The organism is Pseudomonas entomophila, assembly GCF_018417595.1.
In the GTDB taxonomy this organism is placed as follows: Bacteria; Pseudomonadota; Gammaproteobacteria; order Pseudomonadales; family Pseudomonadaceae; genus Aquipseudomonas; species Aquipseudomonas entomophila_C.
In genome coordinates this window covers 5,386,120-5,412,541 of sequence record NZ_CP070982.1, presented here as the reverse complement: position 1 = coordinate 5,412,541, position 26,422 = coordinate 5,386,120, and the positions used below count along the sequence as shown (strand labels likewise).

18 protein-coding genes and 1 pseudogene are annotated in these 26,422 nt (G+C 61.3%); 12 read left to right on the top strand and 7 right to left on the bottom strand.

The genetic code is table 11. The features are described 5' to 3' along the window. Positions 1-14: 14 nt before the first annotated feature. Complete coding sequence (locus JYG34_RS23725) at positions 15-1,253, bottom strand: cation:proton antiporter (protein ID WP_213658602.1); 1,239 nt, start codon at positions 1,251-1,253, stop codon at positions 15-17. Between the two features lie 205 nt (positions 1,254-1,458). Between JYG34_RS23725 and JYG34_RS23720 the strand changes: the two genes are divergently transcribed. Beyond that, the gene (locus tag JYG34_RS23720) at positions 1,459-2,292 is read left to right on the top strand and encodes a DMT family transporter (protein ID WP_213658601.1); all 834 of its coding nucleotides are present in this window, start codon (positions 1,459-1,461) and stop codon (positions 2,290-2,292) included. Between the two features lie 30 nt (positions 2,293-2,322). Continuing rightward, positions 2,323-2,709 (top strand): MAPEG family protein, encoded by a 387-nt coding sequence (locus JYG34_RS23715; protein ID WP_213658600.1) that lies wholly within the window; start codon positions 2,323-2,325, stop codon positions 2,707-2,709. Between the two features lie 49 nt (positions 2,710-2,758). On the opposite strand, the gene mltA is transcribed toward JYG34_RS23715, so the two are convergent. Then, complete coding sequence (gene mltA / locus JYG34_RS23710) at positions 2,759-3,910, bottom strand: murein transglycosylase A (RefSeq protein ID WP_213658599.1); 1,152 nt, start codon at positions 3,908-3,910, stop codon at positions 2,759-2,761. Positions 3,911-4,029: 119 nt separating this feature from the next. On the opposite strand from mltA, the gene JYG34_RS23705 reads away from it, so the two are divergent. Then, positions 4,030-4,476 (top strand): c-type cytochrome, encoded by a 447-nt coding sequence (locus JYG34_RS23705; RefSeq protein WP_213658598.1) that lies wholly within the window; start codon positions 4,030-4,032, stop codon positions 4,474-4,476. Between the two features lie 133 nt (positions 4,477-4,609). On the opposite strand, the gene JYG34_RS23700 is transcribed toward JYG34_RS23705, so the two are convergent. The 5 genes and pseudogenes from JYG34_RS23700 to JYG34_RS23680 form a co-directional block, all read right to left on the bottom strand. Continuing rightward, positions 4,610-5,005, bottom strand: a complete 396-nt coding sequence (locus JYG34_RS23700; RefSeq protein WP_213658597.1) for a DUF1090 domain-containing protein — start codon at positions 5,003-5,005, stop codon at positions 4,610-4,612. Positions 5,006-5,136: 131 nt separating this feature from the next. Beyond that, positions 5,137-6,262: pseudogene (locus JYG34_RS23695) on the bottom strand (hypothetical protein). A 145-nt stretch (positions 6,263-6,407) separates the two neighbouring features. Then, positions 6,408-14,324 carry a neuraminidase-like domain-containing protein gene (locus JYG34_RS23690; protein ID WP_213658596.1) on the bottom strand — a complete coding sequence of 2,639 codons (7,917 nt, stop codon included), beginning with the start codon at positions 14,322-14,324 and terminating at the stop codon, positions 6,408-6,410. 172 nt (positions 14,325-14,496) lie between these two features. Further along, positions 14,497-15,687 (bottom strand): methionine adenosyltransferase, encoded by a 1,191-nt coding sequence (metK, locus tag JYG34_RS23685; RefSeq protein ID WP_213658595.1) that lies wholly within the window; start codon positions 15,685-15,687, stop codon positions 14,497-14,499. 19 nt (positions 15,688-15,706) lie between these two features. Then, positions 15,707-16,699, bottom strand: coding sequence for an ArsR/SmtB family transcription factor (locus tag JYG34_RS23680; protein WP_213658594.1), 993 nt, complete (start codon positions 16,697-16,699; stop codon positions 15,707-15,709). Positions 16,700-16,969: 270 nt separating this feature from the next. Here JYG34_RS23680 and tkt point away from each other — a divergent pair, with 270 nt between their 5' ends. From tkt to JYG34_RS23635, 9 genes are all read left to right on the top strand, one after another. Then, positions 16,970-18,967 carry a transketolase gene (gene tkt / locus JYG34_RS23675; protein WP_213658593.1) on the top strand — a complete coding sequence of 666 codons (1,998 nt, stop codon included), beginning with the start codon at positions 16,970-16,972 and terminating at the stop codon, positions 18,965-18,967. A 149-nt stretch (positions 18,968-19,116) separates the two neighbouring features. Further along, positions 19,117-20,178, top strand: coding sequence for an erythrose-4-phosphate dehydrogenase (epd, locus tag JYG34_RS23670; RefSeq protein WP_213658592.1), 1,062 nt, complete (start codon positions 19,117-19,119; stop codon positions 20,176-20,178). Between the two features lie 12 nt (positions 20,179-20,190). Then, a complete protein-coding gene (locus JYG34_RS23665; RefSeq protein ID WP_213658591.1) occupies positions 20,191-21,354 on the top strand; it encodes a phosphoglycerate kinase in 1,164 nt (387 codons plus the stop codon). Beyond that, a complete protein-coding gene (locus JYG34_RS23660) occupies positions 21,354-21,605 on the top strand; it encodes a hypothetical protein (RefSeq protein WP_434011792.1) in 252 nt (83 codons plus the stop codon). Before JYG34_RS23665 ends, JYG34_RS23660 begins: the two co-directional genes overlap by 1 nt. An 80-nt stretch (positions 21,606-21,685) precedes the next feature. Continuing rightward, positions 21,686-22,015, top strand: coding sequence for an MliC family protein (locus tag JYG34_RS23655; RefSeq protein WP_213658589.1), 330 nt, complete (start codon positions 21,686-21,688; stop codon positions 22,013-22,015). 99 nt (positions 22,016-22,114) lie between these two features. Continuing rightward, positions 22,115-23,179 carry a class II fructose-bisphosphate aldolase gene (gene fba, locus JYG34_RS23650; protein WP_011536013.1) on the top strand — a complete coding sequence of 355 codons (1,065 nt, stop codon included), beginning with the start codon at positions 22,115-22,117 and terminating at the stop codon, positions 23,177-23,179. Between the two features lie 242 nt (positions 23,180-23,421). Next, on the top strand, positions 23,422-25,539 hold the full coding sequence (locus JYG34_RS23645) for a putative bifunctional diguanylate cyclase/phosphodiesterase (protein ID WP_213658588.1): 2,118 nt from the start codon (positions 23,422-23,424) through the stop codon (positions 25,537-25,539). 39 nt (positions 25,540-25,578) lie between these two features. Further along, on the top strand, positions 25,579-26,079 hold the full coding sequence (locus tag JYG34_RS23640) for a M48 metallopeptidase family protein (RefSeq protein WP_213658587.1): 501 nt from the start codon (positions 25,579-25,581) through the stop codon (positions 26,077-26,079). Positions 26,080-26,093: 14 nt separating this feature from the next. Continuing rightward, on the top strand, positions 26,094-26,396 hold the full coding sequence (locus JYG34_RS23635; RefSeq protein ID WP_011536010.1) for a winged helix-turn-helix domain-containing protein: 303 nt from the start codon (positions 26,094-26,096) through the stop codon (positions 26,394-26,396). Positions 26,397-26,422: the final 26 nt, after the last annotated feature.

Genomic DNA, 26,422 nt, shown 5'->3' with positions numbered 1-26,422 from the left:
TCCTGCGCCGCGCGTCATTCGGCCGGTTGGCTCACCCTGCGCACCACTTTCCCGACCGTCAAACCCTGCACCAGGATCGACGACAGCACCACGATGTAGGTGATCGACAGCAGCAGGTCGCGCTCATCGCCCTGCGGCAACGACAGCGCCAGGGCCACCGACACGCCACCGCGCAGGCCACCCCAGGTCAGTACGCGAATGGTGCCTTGGGGCACGCTGCGCCAGCGGCGCAGCAGGACGATCGCAGGTGCCACGGTCAGCAGCCGCGACAGCAGCACCGCCACTGCCAGCACACCGCCCGCTGCCAGGTGCAGCCAGTTGAACGGCAGCAGCAGCAGTTCCAGGCCGATCAGCGCGAACAGCAGGGCGTTGAGCATGTCGTCGATCAACTCCCAGAAACCGTCCATGTAGCGACGGGTCATGTCGTTCATCGCCAGGTTGCGCCCCAGGTTGCCGATGATCAGGCCGGCCACGACCATGGCGATCGGCGCCGAGACATGCAGCTCGTAACACATTGCCGACCCACCGATGACCAGTGCCAGGGTCAGCATGACCTCGACCTGGTACTGCTCGACGCTCTTGATCATGCGATAGGTGGCATAGCCGATCAGGCCGCCGAAGACGATGCCACCGATGGCTTCGCGGGCGAACAGGGTGGCGGTTTCGGCGACGCTCGGGGTTTCACCCAGCTGGATGATGCCCAGCAGCACGGTGAACACCACCACCGCGGTGCCGTCGTTGAACAGCGACTCGCCGACGATGGTGGTCTTCAGCGGTTTCGAGGCGTTGGCGGTACGCAGGGCGCCGAGCACGGCGATCGGGTCGGTCGGCGAGATCAGCGCGCCGAACAGCAGGCAGTAGATCAGCGGCACGTTCCAGCCGAACAGGGCGAACACCCAGTGCGCCAGGTAGCCGATCACCACGGTGGCGATCAGCACGCCCAGCGTGGCCAGCAGGCCGATCGGCCAGCGGTAGCTGCGCAGGTCGGCGAGGTTGACGTGCAGGGCGCCGGCGAACAGCAGGAACGACAGCATCCAGTGCATCAGCAGGTCATTGAAGTCGATCTGGTTCATCAAACCTTCGACGCGCTCTTCCAGGCCAGGGAAGCCGATCAGGCTCAAACCCTGCAGAATGAGGGAGAACAGCAGTGCGGTGACCATCACGCCGATGGCCGGCGGCAGGCCGATGAAGCGGTAGTTCACGTAAGTGAGGAGGGTGGTGAGGCAGATAAACGCGGCAACTAATTCAAGCATCCCGAATCCTGTGACAGTGGCTTCCAAGTCGTTACCCGAAGTGCCCGGGCAGTTCTTTGATGATCTGGCGGCGGGCTCGGGACACACCCTATGACCGGATTTCTCGGATTCGTTCCCGTCCACCCGTGCAGGAGCCGGCTTGCCGGCGAACCAGCCGGCACGCTATATAGTGATCGCCTCTAATCGGCTCCAAGGATCCAAAGGCGTGTTGGCAACCTCCCTGGTACTGGTCGCGGCCCTGCTGCACGCCACCTGGAACACCCTGGTCAAATTCAGCGCCGAACGCCTGCTGGTGATCGCCAGCATGGACCTGGTCGCGCTGGTCTTCGCGGTCCTGGCCGTGGCCTTCGTCGACTTTCCACCGGCCATTATCTGGCCCTGGCTGCTGGCTTCGGCACTGGCCGAACAGCTGTATCGCTACCTGTTGATAAAAGCCTACAAAGTGGGCGACCTGGGCCTGGTCTATCCGCTGATGCGCGGCCTGTCGCCACTGGTGGTGCTGGGGCTGACCCTGGCCTTTGCCGGCGAGTCGCTCAGCCAGCAACAGATCATCGGCATCCTGCTGATCCCCTGTGGCATGGCGTGCCTGCTGTGGCAAGGCGGTGGCGGTGACCGCCTGCCCTGGTCGATGCTGCCGGTGGTGGCGCTGATCGGCCTGTGCATCGGCTGCTACACGTGGTTCGATGGCCAAGCGGTACGTTTGTGGGGCAAGCCATTGGACTACCTGGTATGGCTGACCCTGCTCAGTGCCTGGCCGTTTCCGCTGCTGGCCGGCGTCGCCCGCCGCCCGCAGTTCGCGCTGTTCTGGCGCACCCAGTGGCGGCTGGGGCTGGCCGTGGGGCTGTGCGTGCTGCTGAGCTACGCTCTGGTGCTGTGGGCCATGCACCTGGGCTCGGTGGCCGAGGCCGCGGCGCTGCGCGAGCTGAGCGTGATCCTCGTGGTGCTGCTGGGCATGCGCTACCTCAAAGAACCTTTTGGCGGCCCGAGACTCCTAGCTTGCGGGCTGGTGCTGGCAGGCATGCTGGTGATGAAGCTCTGAACCTATCCCTGTGAACAAGGAGTCTTGTGCATGACCGTAGCCCTGTGGTGCATCCTGATCGCGCTGGTCCTGCCACCGCTTTGTGCATTGATTGCCAAGGTGAGCAGCGGCCGCTTCGGGCTGAAGGACAATCATGATCCGCGCGCGTTCCTCGACAAGCTGGCAGGCCTGCCGCGGCGTGCCCATGCCGCGCAGCAGAATGGCTACGAGGCGTTTCCGGCGTTTGCCGCGGCGGTACTGGTAGCCGATATCGTCGGCAACGCCGAACAGGTGACCCAGGATGTGCTGGCGGTTTTGTACATCACCAGCCGGCTGCTTTACATCATCTGCTACCTGGCGGACTGGGCGGCGTTGCGCTCGCTGGTCTGGTTTGCCGGGCTGGCGTTGATCGTGTCGTTCTTCGTGGTTTCCATCTGATACCGAGTTGCCTTCTTCGCGGGCTTGCCCGCGAAGAACCCAGCACCGATCAAGGTACTTCAGGCACTTCGGGCAGCGGTTTGCCCTTGGGCCACAGCATCCAGATCTGCCCCTGCTGTTTCATGTTGCCAGCTAGCTCGCCGGCCGCAGGCCCAGTGCCCCAGAACAGGTCCGCACGCACCTCGCCGGTAATGGCGCCGCCGGTATCCTGCGCACCCACCGGGCGCACCACCGGTGAGCCGTCGGGGCGTGTGGTGGAGAGCCATAGCAGGCTGCCCAGTGGAATCACCTTGCGATCGATGGCCACGCTGTAGCCTGCGGTCAACGGCACGTTGAGCGACCCGCGCGGGCCTTCGTTGCTGTCCGGGCGGGCACTGAAGAACACATAGCTGGGGTTGCTGGCCAGCAGTTCCGGCACGCGTTGCGGGTTGGCCTGGGCCCAGGCGTGGATGGCCCCCATGCTCACGTCCTCTTTCTTCAGCTGGCCCTGCTCGATCAGCCAGCGGCCGATCGGTCGATAGGGGTGGCCGTTCTGGTCGGCGTAGCCCAGGCGCAATTGTCGGCCGCTTTCCAGCTGGACGCGGCCGGAACCCTGGATCTGCAGGAACTGCAGGTCCATCGGGTCGGTCAGCCAGGCCAGCACGGGGGCCTTGGTGCCCTCGCGGTTGATCACCTCGGCGGTGTCGTAGGGCTTGAGCACGCGGCCTTCAAGGCGCCCGCGCAGGCGTTTGCCCTTGAGTTCGGGGTACACGCTGGCCAGGTCGACCACGATCATGTCCTCAGGGACGCCGTACACCGGTACCTGGGCAGCTTCGGTGCGTGTCAGGCTGCCGGGGTAGACCGGTTCGTAGTAGCCAGTGATCAGGCCGTTGGCATTGTTCTCGGCCGAGCGCAGGCCGTGGACTTGCAGGTTCTGTTGCAGGAAGGCGCGTACCTGGGCGGGGTCTGCCGCGACGCCGGTGGCTGCCGCGCAGGTTTCAGCCCAGACCAGGTCGCGGGTGAGTTTCTCGCAGCCATTGCGCCAGGCCTGGAAACCGGCCAGCAGATCGTTGTCGCTGACCGTGGGCAGGTCTTGCCAGGTGGCGTTGGCGTAGGTGGCAATGGCATGGGGTTCGGGCTTGGCGTTCTCGCCGCCATTGCAGCCGGCCAAGAGGGCCAGGGCCGGGAATGCCCAGATGAGATGGCGCATTACAGATGTCATGAATGTGATCCTGGTGCGGGCGAAGATGAAAAATCGCCCCTGTTTTCTGTGTGGCTATTGGTCTTTGCCCGACAGGCGGTGATACTGGCCGCCCGTTTTGCCAGGCCGAAGTGACCGTGATGTTCAAGCGATTGACCGTAGTTCTGCTCGCCGCCCTTGCCCTGAGTGCCTGTGACCGCGTCGACCCCAACTCGCCGTTGGGCCAGCGCAAGGCCATTTTCAAGGCGATGCTCAAGACCAGTGAAGACATGGGCGGCATGCTGCGTGGCCGCTTGCCGTTCGATGGCGCGAAGTTCGCCGACGGGGCGGCGAAGCTCGATGGCCTGTCCCACCAGCCCTGGCAGCATTTCCCGCAAGTGCGTGACCAGGGCGACAGCAGCGCGCGGGCTGAAGTCTGGGAGCGTCAGGCCAGGTTCCAGGATCTTGCCCGCCAATTGGAGGGTGTTACCGGCGAGCTGGTCGAGGCGACCCGCACCCAGCCGCTGGACGTTGCGCAGATGAAGGCGCCGATGGACAAGGTCGAGGCGGCGTGCAAGGCCTGTCATAGCGAGTTTCGCAATCATTGATGTTCAGGAGGATCGCCCTGCCTAGGGCGCTTCTGTAGGAGCGGCTTTAGCCGCGATGCAGGCATTGCGGTGTCAGGCACCCGCTTCGCGGGTGATCGCGGCTGAAGCCGCTCCTACAGGGATCGTGTGAGCGTTAGCGTTCGAGCTCGTCCACGGCTTCCTGCAGTTCTTTCTTCGCTTCGGCGAGCTTGTCCTTGCGCTTGTTGATCTTCTCCGCGTCGCCTTTCTTCATGGCTTTGTCCAGGTCCTTGGTGCGCTGGTTCACTTCGTGGCGGGCATCGAGCACCTTCTGCTCACGTTCTTTGCGCAAACCCGCGTCGGTGCAGTGCTCGGTGACTTCGGCGAGGGCTTTCTCCAGCCCGGCCTGCTGGTCGCCGTTGCCATGGGCACGGGCCTGTTCGATCTGCTCGCCGATGGCCTGGCGCTTGGCCGCGCAACCAGTCAGGCCCTCTTCGGGCTGGGCAGCTTGGGCAACGCCAGCCGCAAGACCAAGCGTGGTCAGCAGTGCCAGAGTGGAAATCAATTTCATCAAAGCCTCCTTGAGGGGGCGGGGCAGCAAAAGATGGGGCAAATCCTGCCTTGCTTTTGACGATTTAGGAACCCTTGTTGGATATTTCTGGAACAATCTCGGCGTTTGCCTACGGCTGATTTTGTTAGAACTCATTGCCTCTCACGGGTGGCTGCGGCCATGAACCCTTGAATGCCGTTTGCACTCAGCTGTTGTGCCAGGTCCTGCACGTGCTCCGCTGCGAAAAAAGCCTGTAGCTGGCTGGCGCGGGTTGCGCCGATACCGGGCAAGGCCTGCCATTGCGCAGCTGAGCGGCTGGCGAGGCTTGCCCAGTCGCCTTCGAGTGGCAAGTTGCGCGGTATCGGCGCGCCGAGGCCGCTGATCCACCGGGCGAACGGCCGGGTGCGGCCAGCCTCGAAGCTTCGTTGCAGGCGCCTGGCGCAGGATCACCCCGTCCGTGGCGAAGGGCAGGGCGGTGCGATACCAGTGCATGCGCCAGTGTGCAGCCTCGAAAGCACTGTTGATGGCCACGCTGTAACGCTGGCTGTCGGGGAAGCCCAGGGCAGCCAGCCGAGCCATACGCTCGCCTTGATCAATCGGCCCTTGCGGCCAGTCCCAGACGAATAGCGCAATCTCCGCGCCTTGTTCACGCCCCAGTTGCTTGCGCGCCAACAGCCCCGCGACAGTGGTGCGGGCGTTGACACTGCCGGCTTGTGCCTGCACATGGTCACCCAGGCGCATGTACAGCTCCCCTTGCAGGATCAGGTCCAGTGGGCTGGGCAGGTGTCGGTTGACGTTTTCGAGAACCGCGATATGTCGGCTCCAGTCATGCCCCTGGGTGCCATCACCACGGCTGAGCAGCTGGACCAGCCGGCCTTGACGATAGACCAGGGTCACGGCGACGCCATCAACCTTCGGTTGCAGCCAGACACCTGTCTTGCCGGCCATCCAACGGCTCACGGCCTGTTCGTCCGGCAACTTGTCGACGCCGGTGTGGCGGACCGGGTGGGCAATCGGCCCGTGTGCGCTGGCCAGCGAATCCAGCTCGCTCTCCAGTGCGAAGCACCTTTGCAGGTGCAGCAAGCGCTGTCTGCTCTGGTCATAGACCTCGTCGGGCACCAGCGACTTGCCCAGGCGATGGTAGTGGTCATCCCATTGCAGGACGGTCGCGCGCAGGCTGGTGACTTCTGCGCGTGCCCGCTCGGCCGACCAGGCAGGGCAACCGTCGGCTTGCGCGTTGAACGATAGATAGAGCAGGGACAGGAGCAGTAACGGCATGGCCAGCATCCTTGCTTGGCGGAGTGAAAGCCTCAGCCTAGGCAACAGCAGTGAGCGTCGCGTCGCGCAGTTGTCAGCCGATATGTCAAAAAAAAGCCCCTGCCGATCACTCGGCAGGGGCTTTCCTCGACTGCCACAAAAAAGGCTAAGGTTCGGACTTGTCCCCCGTGTCTGAAGGCTCGCTTTTCTTTTTCAACCAGTTACTGCGTGCTGTCCTGACAGTGTCTCTAAATGCCTCCCCTCCATCGCAGGCGGTATAGACCAGCGTGACGCGGATATCCTTGAGTTTGCCCTTCAATGCAGCGGCAAAGGTGTCATCCAGAATTTCCAGGCGCCACTTCGAAATGGCGCCAGTCCCCTCGAATGGCAGGTAGCGTCCGTCATGTTCGATCAACTCATAGATCCACTCGCCTGGTTGAAAGCCAAGACCGTCTTCCAGCCGGGCGGATGACAGTGCAATCTGCTGATTGGCCCGCAGGTTACGTTTGACGGTTTCGGGTAATACGGGCTCTTTGGCAGCCTTTGGGTTGGCATAGAAATACTCGATACCGGCTTTATCGGCCTCCACCAGCGTGGTACTGGCCACTTGACTCAGCACTGCGCTGATCTCGCAATCCTCGGGTAGCCCGACGGTTTGAAGAGAAACCGATACGTGTTGGATTTGCCGACGATAGTGCCCTGGATAGCTCTGGTCGAAGTGCTCGGCAGCGAACGAAAACTCCAATTTTTTGTTTGTTTCCTTTGCTGTGCTAGCAGAAAGAGCATCGACCCAGGTCTTGATCGCATCATTGCCAAGCAGCGTGGCGAGGCTAAAGGTTTTCTTGATGGTCAACCGCCGCTCGTTTGCCTGCAGGTAGGCATTTTCCATTTGCAGCAAGTCATTGAGCAGGGACTCCCCGGCCAGCATGCCTTTGTAGGCGTCGCTCCAGCCACTGGGCCTGATAAAGGCCGGCCGCTTGTAGTCGCCGATTTGGTAGCGCCAGGCCGCCTCCGCGCTGAGGCATAGCGACATGACGGCATCATGCGCTGCGTCATAGAGTTGCTCTTGGCGTTTCACCAGCCAGTTGTAAATCGGAATGATGGTGAAGCCAGTGGTCATGGCCACATAGGCTTCCTCGAGATTCATCCTGTCTTGCTTGATCATGTTGAGGGACAACGTTGCGGCATTGAGTTCTATGCTGGTGTTCTTAATCTCGCTTTCCAGTGCCTTGATGTCCCACTCGGCCTGCTTCAGTTCGAATTGCCACTGCTGATCGCGGCGGTTGTATTCTGATTCGCGTAGCAACTGGTCAGCGGTAAGGCCGAGGATCGTGGCGGTCGTCTCGACAGAGTCGGCCGCTGCCTCCGGAATCACCCAAAGCTTGTACCCGCCTACTGCAAAGCCAAAAGTGTCCGGAATGGGGGCCAATGCAGCTTTCATCATATTCAGGGGGAGCTTATACCCCGTCAAATATGTTTGGGCCGCGTGAAGTGTCGCGGCAGCTATTTCCCATCCATTACGACTCTCGTCAATGAGCCCAGCGAAGTAGTTGCGTCTATCTACTGCCGCCTGTTTATTGATTTCCAGTGTGTGTTTCTTGACCTTAATCCCGTCCACATTTTCTTTCTGAATGCTGAGTGTGAAGTCGCAGAGCTTGATTTCCTGCTCCTTGAGCAGCACGGACAGACTGGTATTGAATTCGTCCTCCATTAGCTTCATGTAATGCCGGCCGTAGTCAAGCAGTTGTTGAACGGCGCTGCGGGCCATCGCCAGCAACTGGCGGAATCGGTACGCTGGTATGGGGCTGTGGCTACTGCGGTAGGGGCGGGCAACCTGGCTCAAGCCACCCTTGCCTGAAACCAGTGGATCATTCAGTTCTCTTTCCCACTTGTCGTCGGGACGCGGGTTGCCATTGAGGGTCAAACCATGGCGCTTGTTGTATAGACGACGTCGCAAATCGTCGCGTAGTTTGAGCACGCGGGGGTTGATGGGGCTGAGGAAGCAGTTGGCATCGATGTCCTTCAACTGCTTCGGTTGCCAGCGTGACACGGCTGCGCGTTCGGGCAACGGCCCCAGCAGCTCCAGGGCCTGTAGGTAGCATAACTCGGCCTTAGTGAGGCTGCTGTCGCTGAGTTGGCGGAAGGCTTGGTCGCCTTGCAACAGCCAGTTTTCCAGCAGCGCCAGGAAGATGGCCTGCCGGTAGTAACGGGATAAGACGAAGGCGCGGCTCACGGGGTCGACAGGCTTGAGCAAATTGGAGCTCAAAGTGCCACCTTCGGCCAGCGGGCGGGTGTTCCAGAATGCCACGCGTCGTTCGCGATCGGGCCGATCCAGCTGCTGATTATCGTCGCTGGCGCGATAAGGATCGAACAGGTAGTGCAGGTACCAATGCTCTGCCTCTTCAAACTGATGTTGTTCGGTCAGGCGAGACGCGACCATGGCGGGCAGGTGCAGGAACAACTCCCTGAAATACAAGCCATTGGCACCGTGGAAATCGAGAGCGGAAACGGGTTGCTTGCCATCGATGACAGGCTCGGGGAACTGCTGGGTTTCCCAAGCCAGCACCCGCTCGACGCTCTCCGTAGCGCGTGATACCAAGCCTTTTCCGAATAGCGTGTTCAACCTGATGTAAGGACTGGCTAATGCTTTATCAGTATTGGGTGTCTTGGAAAGTTCCAAGTAGTGCGCTTGGTTCTGTTGGTGGAGTTTTACATGATTTTCTGCGCGATTTAATGTGTTAATTAGTAGGTTTCCTAATTTAGTGCTGAAGGAAATCAATTTTATTTTGTTAGCGTCTGAGTAGAGGGTTAGTGTTATTTCTTCGATAGTTGAAGGGGGGTCGGGCAAGGAAAGGTCTGCATGGATTTCGCCCTTGTCATTGATATCTACTTTAAAGCTTGTGGATGAAGTCGCTGAATGCTTATCCTTGGTAATGTACTCCATAAAGCTTGATAATCCAGCAGTGCTTCTTTTGCTCGCCTCCACGATAAGAGCGGGGAATTGGCTTGCGAAAATGGATAGGGTGTAGCGTGACGTGTTTGGCGATTTATTTATGCTTAGTTTGAATTTTATGGTGTTGGCAATTGAGTTAAAAGTGTTTTTAAATAAATCTGAAAGATTGTCTACTTTATAGGTGGTGGAGTGGGTTTTCGCGTCTGTGAGCATTTTTTGTCCATACGGAGCTTGTATGTGTTGCTCGTTTCCATAGATAGCATGTAGCGTGCCGGCAAGCTGATCTGCCATGCTGTCATCGGTGATTGGCTTGCGGTCGAAAAGTAAGTCAAATACTTCCAGGAAGTAACCAGTATCACGGTTCTCAACAGTCCGTTCAATGGGGGCGAGCAGTACGGTCACCCAAGGATCGTTCGCTCGTTCCTCTTTGTCATTAACGGCCACTATCAGTGTGAATTGCCATTTTTCGGTGAACAAGGAATTGTCACGCGCCACGCCACGCTCGTGCCCATAAGTGCCATCGAGTCGGATGACTTCATTGGCGGTCGACCATGCGCCGTCACTCTGCAGGTGGCAGCACTGAACCCTGATGGCTTTGTGCTGGCTTATCTTGGATTTGTCATCTTTATCCGGGATGCCCTGCATATCGCGTTCGGCCCAGAACACGTAGAGCCGACCGGCAATCACTACCGGCCGCACCAGGTCGAGATTGACTGTGGCCTTGACCTTGTTGGCAACGTTGATTGAGTTGATGAACTGCAGCTCAGCCTGGAATTCTTCATGGCGGATAGTCTTTTTGGTATTGTCACAATGACTGGCATGAGTAGTTCCTGTTTCGCTATCGTAACTGTAGTAGTGCAGTTCGGAACCGTCACCTCGTCTAGTCGAGGTAAAGGATTGTTTTTTGGCCAGGTTATTTTTGAGATCAGCTTTTAGTTTTTCGTTGTCCGCCTTTTTGGGGTTGTCTACGTCGCTAGTGCGCGACAGCTTCATTATCTCGCCAGTGGACGCAAGCGTAATCTTTTGCCATTCACTCCACGCCAGAGGGCTCAGGCGCTTCTTGTTATCACGCATGCCTATGTCCAGCGAGCGCCAGTAATACTCGACCGGTGTGCTGTTGGTTTTGCCGATCAGGTAATAGGTATCATTCAGCGGGTCGTCGCCATCGAGGTAGCCGCTGATCACTTGAAGGTTGCTGAGGCGCTCGAACTTGTTCAAATAATTGCAAATGGCGGTCTGCAGCAAGCTGGTATCGAGCTTGCCCTGGTTCAGTTCTACTTCAAGGTCTGCAAACGCGGTGGTCTTGTGTTTGCGGTTACTGTGGTGGATGAGGTTTTCCGGGTGTATCAGTCGTTCTTGCCGAATTCGCCAATTACGGTACTCGCTCAGATACTGGTGCCAGGCTTGCTTGATATCGTCCGACACCGCGTTCGCCGCATAGCCGGGTTCCAATTGCGCGGTCAGGCGGTGCAAGTAGTGCTGCAGGCTGGCGATGGCATGGTTGGCAGGGGTGGTCTGTACCTCACTGGGGACCTGTACGTCGGTCAGGAAGTAGTTTGACAGCGCCTCAGGTGTGGGGATGAACGCCTGCAGGGCTTTGTCGGATGCTACCCACTCGCTCATCAGGTAGGCCAGCAAAGCATCACGCAATTGTGGCTGGAGGGCTTGCTCCAGGGCACTGCGCTGCTTTTCGCTGCAAGCGCCAAGCAGCAAAGAGGCTGCGGTATCAAACTCGTCAAGGGCGCTGTCCTTGTCAAGGCATGACAGATTCAGCAGGGATTGGCACGACAGCCCGCTAGCCTTGCTCAGCGCCTGCAGGCGTAGAACGTATTCGATATCGCTGATGTCGGCGGGCGGCAGCGGGATATAGACAGGTTTGACAACAGTGTTCGGTTCGTTGTCGAGTGAATAGAGCTCAAACTCGATGAAGGTGGGGTTTTCTCTTTCATCTGTCGCGTTGTATTCAGCTATCTTGTCTATCCAATAATCTCGAGGTGTAGCGACGGATTCGAATTTGTCGGACATCCTCAGTGGGCCAGGGTTTTCGTGGATAAATGCTACGAGTTTGTTGTAAACGCTTGCAGCTAGGGAGACGTATCTGCGCCCCTTTCGGAGAAAGTAATAGCATTTGAATATGTGGCTTAAGCCCTTATCTAAATAGTACTTGTATTCTTTAAGTGTCAATGTGTCGAGGAAACCATCAATCGTTCCCTTAGGCGCTTCATCGACACTTAGCGCAATGGGCGGTGTCTCAAGCTCGCCAAGCATCTGCGCCCAAGAATCCGATGTATCGAGTTTGACTTTTTCGGCCATAGGAATGGCGAGCGTTCGGCCAAAACGCTCCATGAGTGCCCTGAACTTCGTATTGATAGCATTGGGGGCGGGCTCTGGGTCGGGTACGCCCTTGTAATAGTCATCGAGTAGCTTGCCCAGTGCTCCCCATTGACTTGCTGCACCCTGGTTGTAGCTGTTTCTTTCATGAACGTTCAGTGATTGCAGGAAGGCGCCAAGTGAATTTGTTGCTGGCACTGTCGTTTCTGTGACGACTGCACGCTCCACGGTAGGGGACGCGTGGTAGACCTCATTCGCGTCCCAGCCGATCAGTCGTCCCAGTTCCTGGCTGGCTTGTTCCACTTCATCGGCGGAATCATCCTGTGCTCGGCGCTGCAGATACGCGAGCGCATCGCTTTCTTCAGCACCATTGCTGCGGCACAGGTCGACCCAATCGCGGTAGCGGCTGAGCTGATACAGCAGGTCGAGGTTGAGGGGCGTACCAGTCGTTGTGTCGCTGCTGGGGGCATCTGCTTCAGACTGCAGGTCAAACCACTCTGGATGCTTGGCGAGGGCCTCGAGGCCGGCGGGACTTACTTTCATGGCCAGAGTTGCCATGGCATATCGCTGAAGGTGGTGCCACAGTGTGGGGCTGAGTGTGGAAAAGCGCGGGGCGCTGTCATCGGTGAGCATCGAGTCATTTGCCTGTGCGGCAAGCAGATCGGTCAGGACGTCGAAGCTTGTTTTGCCTGCTACCTGCAGCAAAGAAAGTGCATGGTCGCTCGACAGGCGTTTCTCTCTCTGGCCCAGTGCCGTGGTCAGGATCTGCTTGACTACGCCTTCCTGGGCGGCGCGAGCGGTCTCAAAAACTGTTGCAAGCTTGGCGGCAATCTTACTTGCGTCAGCTCCCTCCTTGAAATGATCCTTCAGCTTATCTTGGAGGAAGCGAGGCAGGTCTTCTTTGGCACTTTGGGGCGGTGGCTTGAGCAGCCCTTGGTGATCGATCAGGTCGGTAAATAGCTCCTTCCAGGGGGTTTTGAGATAAATATCTGTCTCCGTGTCCAGTCGCGGTTCCGGCAGCAGTCCTTTTTGTAGATCGGGCAGTGCCTGCGCTGCCGCCTCACGGATAGACGTGGAGACCTTCAGCAATGCGCTGTCAGCCTTGGCCAGTGGCGTAACCAGCTGGTGCACCAGGCCGGCTGACAGGCCATTCTGATGCAGCCAGCGCTCGGTGTTGCTGATGCCCACCAGCACATCGAGCAGGTCAGCCTGTTCTGCTTCGTCGCTGATGAATGGGGTGCCGGCCAACTGCGCGTAGATGTTTGCGCCACTACTTTCCAGTAGCTCGAACAAAGCAGTGCCATCAGACTGGGAAAGCCCTAGCAGGCGAGGCAACCGACTAAGGCGGTATAGGGATGTGATCAGCCCAAGTGACAGGCGTGGTGCTGTCAACGTCTGCTGCTTGATTACCCGCTTCAGGTACTCATGAGTGAGGCGTTCGTCTACACCCAGGGCCAGGCTTAGCTTGCTCATGAGCAATGAGGTCGGGCGGCGGTCTTTAATGTCCGCATCAGCGGGCAGCGTGAACTCGCGATCATCGATGATCAGCCCTTCTCCCACGCTCGCCAGTTGACCACTCCCGGGGCCATCCAGGATGCGGTCGAGAAATGGGGTGTCTGTGCCGACTGCGTAGGGGGAGACCTCCCGAAGCAGGGCGGCGTATTGTTCGACGGAAATGCCGTAGCGCTCACGCAGCAGGGTGAATACGCCCAGGGCACATAAGGTTCCCGGCAAGATCTTGGAGAGGTTGTTGGCATTCTGCGCACGCAGGGCCGAGGTCAGCAGCAGGTCCGTCTCGGCAAAGCTGAGACCGAGTGCGGCGCGCAGGTGGATCAATTTGTAGATTTTCTGGAAGTGGTCCGCGGTAGCGTTTTGGAACTTCAGTTGGATGCCAGGGCCGGATTTCTTATCTTCGAGGTTCAGTGCAGGTGCCTGCCCCTGGTTGATGAAAACGGCACCGTATAGATGGGCGCCGGTGTCTGCTGTACCGCTCGGGCGAAAGGCGGTGCTGCGCCTGACGGTGGTGAAACCCTGCGTCCCATCGTCGGGCACGGCGGACAAGGCGAGCATGTCGAGCACGTCTTCTGGCGTAAGGCCGGTGCTGCGGCAAAACAGATCGACGTCGCACAACGCCTCGACGGCATCGGCGGCCCTGCCTTCCACACCGAATCGCGACTTGAAGTAACCTTTGCTCGTGGGGGCTGTGTTATCGAGCAGCAGTGCCTGCAGTGTGGGGCTCAGGCCGCAGGCGTTGCGCATGACTGCCCGCAGCCCATCGGTACGCAGGTTGCCATAGCAAAAGTTGGGGTGTGTGTATTCGGTCTGTTGCAGCAGGTCGAAATGCGACAGCTTCTTGTGCTGAAGTACGGCTTGGATCTGCTCGAACGGCTGATGGTAGGGCAGATTGGCACGGCGTACCGCTGTGCTCAGCGCAGTGGGTAGGGGTGTATTACCTGCGTGTGTCTTGGCTTGTCGGCTGAGAGCGTCGATAACCAGCTTGAGCGTGGGGTATTTACTGTCGAAGCAGTTCTGGTCCAGCAACAGCTCGTCGATATCAGGGCGACGCTTGGCAAGGCTGATGATCGACTCGGCATTGCCGCACTCTTCGATGGCATGGACTTGTGTGTACAGTGCGACCTGATAGGCAGTTAGGGCGTAGATACACTCGAGCGCATCGGGTTGGCACCTGTCTGCAACCTGTTCAGGATGCAAGCCGGCATAGGTGGCGCGCTGGGGTGCAGCCTCTGAAATGGGAACAGGTGTGTTTGTTGCAGCGGTGACCGGCGTGCTTTCACTCATGTTCGATGCTCCCGAGGGTGAGGGTTCGACGTACTGGCGCGGCGCAAGTGCGAGGAATCACCATCCAACGGAAGGCTGGGGGCGGCAACTGGCAAAAATGTCAGTTGCGCGCGTACAAAAAAGCCCCTGCCGATTACTCGGCAGGGGCTTTCATTTAACGCTGCAGGAAAACTTACAGGCCGGCAGCGTCACGCAGCGACTGGGCGCGGTCGGTGCGTTCCCAGGTGAAGGTGGTGAAGGTGTCGTCGCCGACAGTCTTCTGCTGCGGTTCGCGGCCGAAGTGACCGTAGGCAGCGGTTTCCTGGTACATCGGGTGCAGCAGGTCGAGCATCTTGGTGATGGCGTACGGGCGCAGGTCGAAGCACTCGCGTACCAGCTGGACGATCTTGTCGTCGGACACCTTGCCGGTGCCGAAGGTGTTGATCGAGATGGAGGTCGGCTGGGCCACGCCGATGGCGTAGGATACCTGGATCTCGCAACGCTCGGCCAGGCCGGCGGCAACGATGTTCTTGGCCACGTAGCGGCCGGCGTAGGCGGCGGAGCGGTCGACCTTGGATGGGTCCTTGCCGGAGAACGCGCCACCACCGTGACGGGCCATGCCGCCGTAGGAGTCGACGATGATCTTGCGGCCGGTCAGGCCGCAGTCGCCCACCGGGCCACCGATGATGAAGTTGCCGGTCGGGTTGATGTGGTACTGGGTGCCTTTGTGCAGCAGCTCGGCTGGCAGGGTGTGCTTGACGATCAGCTCCATCACGGCTTCCTGCAGGTCTTTCTGCGACACTTCAGGGTTGTGCTGGGTCGACAGAACCACCGCGTCGATACCGACTACCTTGCCGTTTTCATAGCGGCAGGTGACCTGCGACTTGGCGTCCGGGCGCAGCCACGGCAGCAGGCCGGACTTGCGCGCTTCGGCCTGGCGCTCGACCAGGCGGTGCGAGAAGCAGATCGGGGCGGGCATCAGCACGTCGGTCTCGTTGCTGGCGTAGCCGAACATCAGGCCCTGGTCGCCGGCGCCCTGGTCTTCCGGCTTGGAGCGGTCGACGCCCTGGGCGATGTCCACCGACTGCTTGCCGATGATGTTCATCACGGCGCAGGTGGCGCCGTCGAAGCCGACGTCGGAGCTGTTGTAGCCGATGTCGATGATCACTTTGCGCACCAGTTCTTCCAGGTCGACCCAGGCCGAGGTGGTGACTTCGCCGGCGATGATGGCGACACCGGTCTTGACCAGGGTCTCGCAGGCTACGCGGGCGTATTTATCCTGGGCGATGATCGCGTCCAGGACTGCGTCGGAGATCTGGTCGGCGATCTTGTCCGGATGCCCTTCGGACACGGACTCGGAGGTGAAAAGGGAGTATTCGCTCATCTCGATGGGTTCCTGAAATTTACCGATGTTGTGTGTCGCCAGCGGCCCGCTGGAAGTGTCGGACCTGGATCTGGAAACCGTTACGCAAGCCCACGTAGAGGCTGTCCCCGGGGGTCAGCCCGGCAGCGTCGGCCCAACGGGCCAGGTCGTCCTGTTCGAAGCCAAGCCACAGGTCGCCGCAGGCTTCGCGGGCCCACCCCTGGTCATGGCTGCACAGCTCGGTGACCAGCAGGCTGCCGCCCGCCTTCACCCGTTTGGCCAGCAGGCGCAAGGCCAGGGCCGGGTCGCTGAAATGGTGCAGCACCATGTTCAGCACAACGCAGTCGGCTTCCACATCCGTTACACCCAGTGCATCGGCCAACTGCAGGTTTACGTTACTCAATTCGTTGCGCTCGCAGACCTGGCGGGCCAGTTCGAGCATGGTCGGGCTGTTGTCCATGGCCGTGACCTGGGCGAAACGCCGGGCCAGATCAGGCAGGAAACCGCCGTCGCCGGGGCCGACCTCCAGGGCGCTGGCGCCGGCCTCGAAACTCAGGTTGTCGAGCAGTGCCAGCAGGCTCTCGCGGTACTGCGGCAGGCCGGCGATCAGGTCTTGCTGGGCGCGGAATTTCTCTTCCACGCGCAGGAAGAAGTCCTGGCTGGTGGCCGCGCGGCGCTGCTGGACCTGGGCGATGCGTGCTTGCACGTCCTGGGCGAGTGCGAGGTCGTCCACTTCTTCGAGCAGCGCCGTGTGCAGGCGGCCGCCCAGGCGCTGGCTGTCGGGCAGGGCGCGGCGGTAGAAGATCGCGTTGCCTTCGCGGCGGGTCGCGACCAGGTCGGCCTGGGCCAGCACTTTCAGGTGGTGGCTCATGCCCGACTGGCCGATGTCGAAGATCTGCGCCAGTTCCAGCACGCCGAACGAGTCGCTGGCCAGTGCGCGCAGCACGTTCAGGCGCAACGGGTCGCCACTGGCCTTGCACAGGGCGGCCAGCGCGTCGTTACGTTGAGGCGTGATGGGGGCATTGACGTTCATGGGGCGGGAGTCTAGACAGGCATCGTTGCCCTAGCAAGACCAATATCAAAAAGTTTTGATATTGGTCGATGGGCGGAGGATGAGCTCGCCTGTGCAGGGTTACCCGCGAAGCAGCCGACGGCAATCCCGCTGTTTTCACCCAAATTGCCGAACAAACACAGGAAAAAAGCCCGACTGCGACCATCCGTCATTGCCCCCGGCCCCTGCAGTGGGCGAAAATGGCCGCCTTTTTTCGTTTCACTACTTATTCAAGCCCCAGGAGACTCAGCGATGCCCAGCCGTCGTGAACGTGCCAACGCCATTCGTGCCCTCAGCATGGATGCCGTGCAAAAGGCCAACAGCGGCCACCCAGGTGCCCCCATGGGTATGGCGGATATCGCCGAAGTGCTTTGGCGCGACTACCTGAAGCACAACCCGAGCAACCCGAGCTTCGCCGACCGCGACCGCTTCGTGCTGTCCAACGGCCACGGCTCGATGCTGATCTATTCGCTGCTGCACCTGACCGGCTACGACGTCACCATCGATGACCTCAAGTCGTTCCGCCAGCTGCACAGCCGCACCCCGGGCCACCCGGAGTTCGGCTACACCCCAGGCGTCGAGACCACCACCGGCCCGCTGGGCCAGGGCCTGGCCAACGCCGTGGGCTTCGCCCTGGCGGAAAAAGTGCTGGCCGCCCAGTTCAACCGTGAAGGCCACAACATCGTCGACCACAACACCTATGTGTTCCTCGGCGACGGCTGCATGATGGAAGGCATCTCCCACGAAGTCGCCTCGCTGGCCGGCACCCTGGGCCTGAACAAGCTGGTCGCCTTCTACGACGACAACGGCATCTCCATCGACGGTGAAGTGCACGGCTGGTTCACCGATGACACGCCAAAGCGCTTCGAAGCCTACAACTGGCTGGTGATCCGCAACGTCAACGGCCACGACGCCGAAGAGATCAAGATGGCGATCGAGACCGCGCGCAAGAGCGACCGTCCGACCCTGATCTGCTGCAAGACCATCATCGGTTTCGGCTCCCCTAACAAGCAGGGCAAGGAAGATTGCCACGGTGCTCCACTGGGCAACGACGAAATCGCCCTGGCCCGCAAGGAACTGAACTGGAACCACGCACCGTTCGAGATCCCGGCCGACATCAAGGCCGAGTGGGATGCCAAGGAAGCAGGCGCCAAGGTCGAAGCCGAGTGGAACAAGCGTTTCGACGCCTACGCCGCCGCCTTCCCGGAACTGGCCAGCGAGCTCAAGCGTCGTCTGAGCGGCGAACTGCCGGCCGACTTCTCGGAGAAAGCCGCTGCCTACATCGCGGAAGTCGCCGCCAAGGGCGAAACCATCGCCAGCCGCAAGGCCAGCCAGAACGCCCTGAACGCCTTCGGCCCACTGCTGCCTGAGTTCCTCGGCGGCTCGGCCGACCTGGCCGGCTCCAACCTGACCCTGTGGAAAGGTTGCAAAGGCGTCGAAGCCAACGACGCCAGCGGCAACTACGTGTTCTACGGCGTGCGCGAGTTCGGCATGACCGCGATCATGAACGGTGTCGCCCTGCACGGCGGTCTGGTCCCGTACGGCGCGACCTTCCTGATGTTCATGGAGTACGCCCGCAACGCGGTACGCATGTCGGCGCTGATGAAGCAGCGCGTGATCCACGTCTACACCCACGACTCCATCGGCCTGGGCGAAGACGGCCCGACCCACCAGCCGATCGAGCAGCTGACCAGCCTGCGCAGCACACCGAACCTGGACACCTGGCGCCCGGCCGACGCGGTCGAATCCGCCGTGTCCTGGAAAGCCGCCCTGGAGCGTAAAGATGGCCCGTCGGCACTGATCTTCTCGCGCCAGAACCTGCAGCATCAGCCACGCGACGCCCAGCAGATCGCCGATATCGCCCGCGGCGGTTACGTGTTGAAAGACTGCGCCGGTGAGCCTGAGCTGATCCTGATCGCCACCGGTTCCGAAGTAGGCCTGGCCGTTCAGGCGTTCGACAAGCTGACCGAACAGGGCCGCAAGGTCCGTGTCGTGTCGATGCCGAGCACCAGCGTGTTCGACGCCCAGGACGCCGCCTACAAGCAGTCGGTACTGCCACTGCAAGTCGGTGCGCGCATCGCCATCGAAGCCGCTCATGCGGACTTCTGGTACAAGTACGTCGGCCTGGAAGGCCGCGTGATCGGCATGACCACCTACGGTGAGTCGGCGCCGGCCGCCGCGCTGTTCGAGGAATTCGGCTTCACCCTGGACAACATCCTGGGCACCGCCGAAGAGCTGCTGGAAGACTGATGTAAGGATCTGCGGGCGGTGTCGCCCAGATTCGCGGGCAAGCCCGCTCCCACAGTGGTCACTGCACCCTGTGGGAGCGGGCTTGCCCGCGAATGCCACACCGCAAATCCCGCAGGTTGCCGACAATTGATCTGTTCCGTGAGTCCCGAATGCCCCATCCGCGTCCCTACAAAGTTGCACTCAACGGTTACGGCCGCATCGGCCGCTGTGTCCTGCGCGCGCTGTTTGAGCGAGGGGCGAAGGCCGGTTTCGAGATCGTCGCGCTGAACGACCTGGCCGACCAGGCCAGCCTTGAATACCTGACACGCTTCGACTCCACCCACGGGCGTTTCCCCGGCGAGGTGAAGGTCGACGGCGACTGTCTGCATATCAATGGTGACTGCGTGAAAGTGCTGCGCAGCGCCACCCCCGAAGGCATCGACTGGGCCGCCCTGGGCATCGACCTGGTGCTGGAGTGCTCTGGTGCCTATAACACCCGGGCCGACGGCCAGCGTTTCCTCGACGCCGGCGCGCCCCGGGTGCTGTTCTCCCAGCCCATGGCCAGCGAGGCGGACGTCGATGCCACGGTGGTCTACGGCGTGAACCAGGATTGCCTGAGCGGCGATGAGCTGCTGGTGTCGAACGCCTCCTGCACCACCAACTGCGGCGTGCCGCTGCTGCGTGTGCTGGACCAGGCCTTCGGCATCGAGTACGTGCAGATCACCACCATCCACTCGGCGATGAACGACCAGCCGGTGATCGACGCCTACCACCACGAAGACCTGCGCCGCACCCGTTCGGCGTTCCAGTCGGTGATTCCGGTGTCCACGGGCCTGGCGCGCGGCATCGAACGCCTGCTGCCGGAACTTGCCGGGCGAATCCAGGCCAAAGCGGTACGTGTACCCACCGTCAACGTGTCGTGCCTGGACATCACCCTGCAGACCTCCCGCGACACCAGCGCCGAGGAAGTCAACCGGGTGCTGCGCGAGGCCGCTCTGGACGGCCCGCTGAAAGGCCTGCTGGCTTACACCGAGCTGCCCCATGCCAGCTGTGATTTCAACCATGACCCGCATTCGGCCATCGTCGATGCCAGCCAGACCCGCGTTTCCGGCCCTCGGCTGGTGAACCTGCTGGCCTGGTTCGACAACGAATGGGGGTTCGCCAACCGTATGCTCGACGTTGCCGAACACTTTCTGCACGTCGTCCACCCCACCCGCAGCAAACAGCCCTGAAGGACTGCATTCATGACCGTGTTGAAGATGACCGACCTCGACCTGCAAGGTAAGCGCGTACTGATCCGCGAAGACCTCAACGTGCCTGTGAAGGACGGTGTGGTAACCAGCGATGCGCGTATCCTGGCAGCGCTGCCGACCATCAAGCTGGCCCTGGAAAAGGGCGCGGCGGTAATGGTCTGCTCGCACCTGGGCCGCCCGACCGAAGGCGAGTTCTCCGAAGAGAACAGCCTGAAGCCGGTCGCCGCTTACCTGAGCAAGGCCCTGGGCCGCGACGTGCCGCTGGTCGCCGATTACCTCGACGGCGTCGAAGTGAAGGCCGGTGACCTGGTGCTGTTCGAGAACGTGCGCTTCAACAAGGGCGAGAAGAAGAACGCCGACGAGCTGGCGCAGAAGTACGCTGCCCTGTGCGACGTGTTCGTCATGGACGCCTTTGGCACCGCCCACCGCGCCGAGGGTTCCACCCACGGTGTTGCCAAGTTCGCCAAGGTCGCGGCCGCAGGCCCGCTGCTGGCTGCCGAGCTGGATGCCCTGGGCAAGGCCCTGAAGGCCCCGGCCAAGCCGATGGCCGCCATCGTCGCCGGCTCCAAGGTTTCCACCAAGCTGGACGTGCTGAACAGCCTGAGTACGGTGTGCGATCAGCTGATCGTCGGTGGCGGCATCGCCAACACCTTCCTCGCCGCCGCCGGTCACCCGGTCGGCAAGTCGCTGTACGAGCCTGACCTGGTCGAGACTGCCAAGGCCATCGCCGCCAAGGTCAGCGTGCCGCTGCCGGTCGATGTGGTGGTTGCCAAGGCATTCGCCGAAGACGCCGAAGCCACTGTAAAGGCCATCGCCGACGTGGCTGCCGACGACATGATCCTCGACATCGGTCCAAAAACCGCCGAGCAGTTCGCCGAATTGCTGAAGACCTCGAAGACTATCCTGTGGAACGGTCCGGTAGGTGTGTTCGAGTTCGACCAATTCGGCAACGGCACCAAGGTGCTGGCCAAGGCTATCGCCGACAGCGCCGCGTTCTCCATCGCCGGTGGCGGTGACACCCTGGCGGCCATCGACAAGTATGGCGTTGGTGCCGATATCTCCTACATTTCTACCGGTGGTGGCGCGTTCCTCGAGTTCGTCGAGGGCAAGGTCCTGCCAGCGGTGGCAATCCTGGAAGAGCGGGCCAAGGCCTGATTTTGACGGCGCCTGGCAAAGGGAGCGACCTGATGGTCAAGCAATTGCCTGTGATGATCGTGGCCGTGTTGCTGGGCGCCTGCGCCAGCAACCCCGGCAGCGACGCAGATCCGGCGCAGCCGCCCAAGGGCGGCTGCTACCAGTCCCAGTGGCAGGCGGAGACGGCGCCGGTGATCAACAAGCGCCTGGGCCCGGATGGCCTGGAAAAGTACGACGACGAGCACCAGCGCAAGGCGGCGGGCTGCCCTTGATCGGGTGGCGGGCAACCTAAAGCGGGTTTCGTGGTCTTGGACATTGGGGCCGCGCAACGGCCTCCAACGAGGTTTTTAGAATGAAAGCGCTTCTGGCCGCGTTGGCCCTGGCGACCCTGGCAGGCTGCTCGATGCTGCAACCTGCCCAACCCGCCCCGGCGGACAACTGGACCCGCTGGGTCTGCGACAGCCAGGCCGAGGTGCTGTGGCGTTTCACAGACGCGAAACAGGATGCGGTCGACGTGCGCCTCGGTGGCGGCGACCAGGTCTACCGGCTCAAGTCCGAGCCGGGCGCCTCGGGCGCGCTGTACAGCGATGGCGTGCTGGCCCTGCACACCAAAGGCAATGAGGGCCTGGTGTACTGGGTGGCGACCAACGATCTGATTGGGCGGGGCTGCAAGGCACCGTGACTGGCCGGGCCGCATGGATGGCCCACACTACTTGAACAGCAACCGCCCCTGCGGCAGGCTTGCACGAAACAACGACGCTTGTCGGGAGAGAGATACACAATGGCACTCATTAGCATGCGCCAGATGCTGGACCACGCCGCCGAGTTCGGTTACGGCGTACCGGCTTTCAACGTCAACAACCTCGAGCAGATGCGCGCTATCATGGAAGCCGCCGACAAGACCGACTCTCCGGTCATCGTCCAGGCCTCCGCCGGTGCCCGCAAGTACGCCGGTGCCCCATTCCTGCGCCACCTGATCCTGGCGGCCATCGAAGAGTTCCCGCACATCCCGGTGTGCATGCACCAGGACCACGGCACCAGCCCTGACGTGTGCCAGCGCTCGATCCAGCTGGGCTTCAGCTCGGTGATGATGGACGGCTCGCTGGGCGAAGACGGCAAGACCCCGACCGAATACGAGTACAACGTTCGCGTCACCCAGCAGACCGTTGCCATGGCCCACGCCTGCGGCGTTTCGGTGGAAGGCGAACTGGGCTGCCTGGGCTCGCTGGAAACCGGCATGGCCGGTGAAGAAGACGGCATCGGCGCCGAAGGCGTGCTGGACCACAGCCAGATGCTGACCGACCCGGAAGAAGCCGCCGACTTCGTCAAGAAAACTCAGGTGGACGCCCTGGCCATTGCCATCGGCACCAGCCACGGCGCCTACAAGTTCACCAAGCCACCGACCGGTGACGTGCTGGCGATCGACCGTATCAAGGAAATCCACAAGCGCATCCCCAACACTCACCTGGTGATGCACGGTTCGTCCTCGGTGCCGCAAGAGTGGCTGGCGATCATCAACCAGTACGGTGGCGACATCAAAGAGACCTACGGCGTGCCGGTCGAAGAAATCGTCGAAGGCATCAAGTACGGCGTGCGCAAGGTCAACATCGACACCGACCTGCGCCTGGCCTCCACCGGCGCCATGCGTCGCCTGATGGCGCAGAACCCGAGCGAGTTCGACCCACGCAAGTTCTTCGGCGAGACCGTCAAGGCCATGCGTGACGTGTGCATCGCCCGCTACGAAGCCTTCGGCACCGCCGGCAATGCCTCGAAGATCAAGCCGATCTCCCTGGAAGGCATGTTCCAGCGCTACGCCAAGGGCGAACTGGCCGCCAAGATCAACTGATCCGGCGCCGCGTCACGAAAAAACCCGCAGCGATGCGGGTTTTTTTGTGCCCGCTGATCATGGCAGTCTTTTTCCCGGTAAGAGCGTCCGTGGCGCGCTCGCGCCGCGCTGATACCGTTAGTCGGCTAACATCACTTCCGATGGCTTATAGCCATCTGCACGCGTTGCGTCTTCGGTCGCCGAGTCTAGAGTAAAGATCGGATCCAATGGCTCGTCGTAATCGGCCTAACAAGAGAAGCAGCATGGATGTCGCTCACACTCAACCACCGGACAATCGCTCGGTTCTGCTCGTCGTAGACGATTATCCGGAGAATCTGATCAGCATGCGGGCCTTGCTGTCCCGCCAGGACTGGCAGGTATTGACCGCCAGTTCAGGGATGGAAGCCCTGAGTGCCCTGCTGGAAAACGAAGTCGATCTCGTGCTGCTCGACGTGCAGATGCCCGAGATGGACGGTTTCGAAGTCGCCCGGCTGATGCGCGGCAGCCAACGCACCCGGCTGACGCCGATCATTTTCCTCACCGCCAATGAACAGTCCGAGGCCGCCGTGCTCAAGGGCTACGCCAATGGTGCGGTGGACTACCTGTTCAAACCGTTCGACCCGCAGATCCTCAAGCCGAAAGTCCAGGCGCTGCTCGAGCAACAGCGCAACCGGCGCATGTTGCAGAGCCTGACCCGTGAGCTGGAGTCGGCCCGGGCCTTCAATGCCTCGATCCTGGAGAACGCGGCCGAAGGCATCCTGGTGGTGGACGAGTCGGGCACCATCAATTTCGCCAACCCGGCCATCTCGCGCCTGCTAGACACACCGGTGGAGAAGCTGCAGGGCGCGCATGTGCTGGACCTCATCCAGTTGCCATGCGCCAACCTGTGGCATGAGTCGGACTTTTACCAGGCGTACCTCAAGCGCCAGATCTTCCGGGTCCACGACGCGCAGTTACGCACCGTCAGCGGCCAGCTGATACCGGTGGCGCTGTCCTGCGCGCCGCTGCCCGCCGAGCAGCGGGCGATGGTGGTGACGGTGCTGGACATGTCGGTGGTGCGCAGTCTGCACCAGCAACTGGAATACCAGGCGGTCACCGACCCGCTGACCGGCCTGCTCAACCGCCGTGGTTTCTACCAGGCCGCCGAGGGCGCGCTGATGCGCAACGAGCGCTCCGACAAGGTCCGCGCCCTGATGTACATGGACCTGGACGGTTTCAAGCGAATCAACGACCTGCTCGGACATGAAGCCGGGGACAAGGTGTTGCGCTGGGTCGCCGAGCAGCTCAAGGACTGCCTGGGCAGCGAGGCGCTGCTCGCGCGCATGGGCGGGGACGAGTTCACTGCGCTGTTCGACGGCTTGCCCTACCCGGAACAAGCCGGACGCTACGCCGAGAAACTGCTCGAACGGATGTCCAGCTTCCAGCAACTCGATGGGTTGGAAGTCAGCCTCGGCGTGAGCATTGGTATCGCCACCTACCCGGACTGCGGCGCAAACGTCGAAGGGCTGCTGCGCGCGGCCGACGCTGCCATGTACGCGGCCAAGCAAGCCGGGCGCCAGCAATATCGCTTCTATGACGAAGAGCTCAATGGCCGCGCCCGTTCGCGATTGATGCTCGAAGACAGTGTGCGTGAAGCCATCGAGCAGAACGACTTCACGCTGGTCTACCAGCCCCAGGTCGCCTTTGCCGATGGTCGCCTGCGTGGCTTCGAGGCCCTGCTGCGCTGGCAGCACCCGAGCGTCGGCGATGTGCCGCCCGGGCTGTTCATCCCGCTGCTGGAAGAGGCGCGGTTGATCAACAGCCTGGCCAGCTGGATCTATCGCAAGGGCGCCGCCCAACGCCGGGAGTGGGGCGAGCGCTTCGGTTCGCAGTTGGTCCTGGGGGTCAGCCTCAGCCGGGCGCAGTTCGCCATGCCGGGCCTGGCCGACGAGCTGGCGCGGGTGCTCGACGAGCATGGCTTGCAGCCGGCCCAGCTGGAAGTGGAGGTGGCCGAAACTTCGCTGATGTACAACATCGACGCCGCAGTGAAGCAGGTGCATCGTCTGCGTGAGTTGGGCATTCGTGTAGCGCTGGATGATTTTGGCGCTGGCGACTGCTCGTTGCGCATGTTGCGCGACCTGCCCATCGACACGTTGAAGATCGACCGCCACCTGGTGGCGCGGCTGCCGGAGTCGGCGGCGGACATCGCCATGGCCCGCAGTGTCATCGGCCTGTGCGCCGACTATGGCATCACGGTGATCGCCGAGGGCGTGGAAACCAAAGCCCAGGCCGACTGGCTCAAGAGTAGCGGTTGCACCTATGTGCAGGGGTTCCTGGTCGCCCGCCCGATGACTGCCAGCGATGCCAGTGGTTTTCCGCCGATTTTCCCCTGGACCCCATGATTGGCTACACTCGCGTCTTCCCAGTCCGACCCACCCGCCATGACCGCACTTCGCTATCTGCAAGCCTACCCGCCTCACCTCCAGGAACAGGTGCGCCAGATGATCGCCAGCCAACGCCTGGGCGACTATCTGCAGCAGCGTTACCCCGAGCGTCACGCGGTGCAGAACGACAAGGCGCTGTACACCTACGCCCAGGACCTCAAGCAACAGTACCTGCGCAGCGCGCCGCCGCTGGACAAGGTGTTGTTCGACAACCGCCTGGACCTCACCCATCGCGCGTTGGGGCTGAACACCGCGGTGTCGCGGGTGCAGGGTGGCAAGCTCAAGGCGAAGAAGGAGATCCGCGTCGCCTCGCTGTTCAAGGAGGCTGCGCCGCAGTTCCTGCGCATGATCGTGGTGCATGAGCTGGCGCATCTGAAGGAGCGCGACCACAACAAGGCGTTCTACCAGCTCTGCCAGCACATGGAACCGGACTACCACCAACTGGAATTCGACCTGCGCGTCTACCTGACCTATCGGGAGCTGCCGGGCAACACCTGAGGGACAAGCACCCCATGACCACGGAAGTGAGCAAGACCCGCAGCAGCTTCTACCGCCGACTGTACGTAGCCTGGCTGATCGACAGCCAGACCGCCACCAGCGTACCGGCATTGATGGAGGCCACCGGCATGCCGCGGCGTACCGCCCAGGACACCATCACCGCCCTGGCCGACCTGGACATCGTCTGCGAGTTCGAGCAGCAGGCCGGGGCGCGCAACCATGCCGGGCATTACCGCATCCGTGACTGGGGCGCCATCGACAAGCAGTGGATCATCCAGCATCTGCGCCAGATCCGCGAAGTGCTGGGCTACCCCTGAGCGGGGCGCAGTCTCTGCAGGAGCGG